At 71.7% G+C, this 3,472-nt stretch carries 2 protein-coding genes; both read left to right on the plus strand.

All coding sequences use genetic code 11. The annotated features are described in order from the left end of the window. Nucleotides 1-1,602, plus strand: a 1,602-nt coding sequence (gene mtrB / locus G6016_RS14105; RefSeq protein ID WP_182633257.1) for an MtrAB system histidine kinase MtrB, incomplete at its 5' end; no start/stop codon positions are given. Continuing rightward, a complete protein-coding gene (locus G6016_RS14110; RefSeq protein WP_182633258.1) occupies nucleotides 1,599-3,335 on the plus strand; it encodes an LpqB family beta-propeller domain-containing protein in 1,737 nt (578 codons plus the stop codon). The genes mtrB and G6016_RS14110, both read left to right, overlap by 4 nt. Nucleotides 3,336-3,472 lie beyond the last annotated feature (137 nt).

Raw genomic sequence — 3,472 nt, forward strand, 5'->3', positions numbered from 1 at the left:
TCCCGGTTCGCGCGGGCCTGGCGGCGCTCGCTGCAGCTGCGGGTCGTCACCTCGACCCTCGCACTGTCGATGGGCGTGATCCTCACCATCGCGTTCATGCTCCAGAGCCAGATGGCCGCGCAGCTGCTGTCGACCAAGCTCGACGCCGCCGTGGAGCAGGCCGGCCGGCTGCGGCTGACCGTGGAGGCCCAGATCGCCGCCACCGACGAGGGCACCAGCGAACAATCGCGGCTTGACCAGGCGCGCAGCGCGCTCGGCGAGCGCGGGCTGGCCTCCGGCGGCGACTCGGTCCACGCCGGAACGTTCGACCCGATCCTCGTGATCCCGGACCAGACCGGTCGGGGACAGGTGGTCAGCCCCTCCGGGGCCCAGGTCCCGCCGGAGCTGCAGGCCCTCGTGCAACGCGGCCGCATCGCCTACCAGTACGTCACCATGGAGTTCCGTGGCGAACCCGCCAAGGCGCTGATCATCGGCACGCCCACGGACTCGTCCATACCGGGGCTCGAGCTCTACCTCGTCTACCCTCTGATCGCCGAGGAACAGACGCTCGGCATCATGCGCGGCATCGTCGCCACCGCGGGGCTGGCGATCATCGTGCTGTCCGCCGCCATCGCCTGGATCGTCGCCCGGCAGGTGGTGCTGCCCGTGCGGCAGGCCGCTTCCATCGCCCAACGCTTCGCCAACGGCCACCTTAAGGAACGGATGGTCATCCGCGGCGAGGACGACGTGGCGCGCCTGGCCATGGCGTTCAACGACATGGCACAGAGCCTGTCCGACCAGATCACCCAGCTCGAGGAGTTCGGTGACCTGCAGAAGCGGTTCACCTCCGACGTCTCGCACGAACTGCGCACCCCGCTGACCACCGTCCGCATGGCCGCCAGCATCATCTCCGACTCCGCCGAGGACCTCGACGCGCCCACCAAACGCGCCGTCGAACTCCTCGAATCGGAACTCGACCGGTTCGAGAGCCTGCTCACCGATCTGCTCGAGGTGTCCCGCCACGACGCCGGCATGGCCGAGCTGTCGGTCGCCGAGATGGACGTGCGCAACGCGGTCCACGACTCCGTCGAGACCGTCGCCCACATCGCCGAGTCCGCGGGCGTCGAGGTCGAGGTCAACATGCCGGACGAGCCGGTCATCGCCGAAGCTGACTCCCGCCGCGTTGAGCGGATCCTGCGCAACCTCATCGCCAACGCCCTCGACCACTCCGAGTCCAAGCCGGTCACGGTGACGCTGGGAATGTCCGACGCGGCGCTCGCCGTCTCCGTCCGCGACCGGGGCGTGGGCCTCAAGCCGGGGGAGGAGGCCCTGGTGTTCAACCGTTTCTGGCGGGCCGACCCCTCGCGCGTCCGACGCTCCGGCGGCACCGGACTCGGCCTGGCCATCGCGCTCGAGGACGCCAAACTCCACGGCGGCCGACTGGACTGCTGGGGCAGCCCCGGCGAAGGCTCGTGCTTCCGGCTCACCATCCCCCGGCGACACGGCGGCACCCTGACCTCCAGCCCGCTGCCGCTCACCCCGGAGGACGAGGCGCGACAGAACCGGCCGAACCAGCCCACCCCACTCGACAACGCACCCGCCGGCACGGAGGGTGAAGGATGACCCGGGCCCGGTTGCTGACCATTCTGGTGAGCCTCCTGTGCGCCACCGGAGTGGTGGCGACCGGCTGTGCGACGCTGCCGTCGTCGTCGTCGCCCCAGGTCATCGATACCTTCGCCCCCGCCTCGCCCGACCTGTCCGTCCCCACCCCGGTCCCGGACCAGGAGCCGGACCTGCTGGTCCGCGACTTCATCAAGGCCTCCGCCCTCGCCGACCAGCGGCACGCCGCCGCACGCCAGTTCCTCACCCCCGAGGCCGCGGAGAGTTGGGACGCCTCCGCCGAGACCACCATCGTCCTGCGCGCCGACCTCAGCGCCGAGGGCGGACGCTCCGCCGACCGCGCCGAATACACGCTGCGCGGCGAGAAGGTCGGCACCCTCGACCCCGGCGGCATCTTCCGCGACGACGCGGGACAGGTCGAGGAGACCATCGGCCTGACCCGCACCGACGGGCAGTGGCGGATCGACGAACTGCCGCCCGGCGTGGTGATCGAACGAACCGAGTTCTTCTCCACCTACGCCCAACGCGAGCTGTTCTTCCTCACCGGCACCGCCGACGCCCTCGTCCCGGACCCGCGCTGGACCGCCGCTGACCGGAACGATCTCGGGTACTCGCTCGTCAACCTCCTGGCGACCGGACCGCGACCGGGCCTCGAGGACGCCGTTCTCTCGCGCGTGCCGGATTCGGTCTCGGTGCGACCCTCCGAATCCGACGGCGACGACCGGCCCGGGACCACCATCGACTTCACCGGACTGCCCGTGTTGAGCAGCCAGGCCACCACCCAGTTTGCCGCCCAGGTCGTGTGGACCCTGGCCCGCTCCGACGTCCCCGGGCCCTACCGGCTCGAGCGCGACGGCGCCCCACTCGACGAGCGGTACGCCGAGGGCTGGACCACCGAGGACGTCCGCGACTTCGACCCCTACCCGGCCGTCGAACCGATGCGCTACGCGCTCACCGCCGCCGACGGGCTCGTGCAACTGGATGCCGGCGGCGCGAGGCCCGCGGACGGGCCGTGGTCCGGGGTGCGCGGAGGGCGTCGCGCGGCCATGTCCTACGACGGCCGGACCGTCGCCGTGGTCACCGGCGAGGCCGACAGCGGACCCCGGCGGCTCATGGTCGGCGCGCTCGACTCCCAGCCCGTCGAGGCCACCACCGGCCGATCCGTGATCGGCCCCACCTTCCATCCCGTCGACGGCCGCGTGTGGGCCCTGGTCGACGGCACCAGGCTGCTGCGGATCGGTGTGGGCGGTGACGACCCGTCGGTCCAGGAGATCGACGCCCGGCCGATCCTGGAACTCGGCAGTAACGTGACGGACCTGAGGATCGACCCGTCCGGGGCGCGCCTGGCCGTGGTCGTGGACAACATGGTCTTCATCGGGGCGCTCTCCGACGAGACCGGGCAGCCGCTCGCCGGCACGTTCCGGCAGATCGGGCGGACTCTCGGCGAGAACGTCACCTCCGCGGCCTGGCGGGACCGGTCTACCATCGTGGTGGGACGCGAGACCAGCGAGGCTCCGGTCGTGACGATCTCCGTCGACGGCGCGATCACCGAACCGCTCTCGCAGCGCAACATCTCCGGCCCCGTTTCCGCCGTGGCGGCCGCCGGCCGGGAGGTGTATGCCGTGGATCAGCGGTCACTGCTGCGCCTGGATACGGCCGCGGAAACCAGCGACAGGTACTGGCGTGAGATCAACGGGCTGGCCGCGATCCGGGCCGAGCCGGTGGTCGCGGGCTGACCGCGCGATGTCCCAGCCCGGCCGCTCCGGGAGACCCGAGCCGACCTGGGGAGCCGCGTTGGCCGATCTCGTGGTGCCGCTGGAGTGCGGCGGCTGCGGACAGCCCGGCCGGCGGTGGTGCGACCGATGCGCGCAGG

This window comes from Dietzia aerolata (genome assembly GCF_014144865.1).
GTDB classification, from domain to species: Bacteria; Actinomycetota; Actinomycetes; order Mycobacteriales; family Mycobacteriaceae; genus Dietzia; species Dietzia aerolata.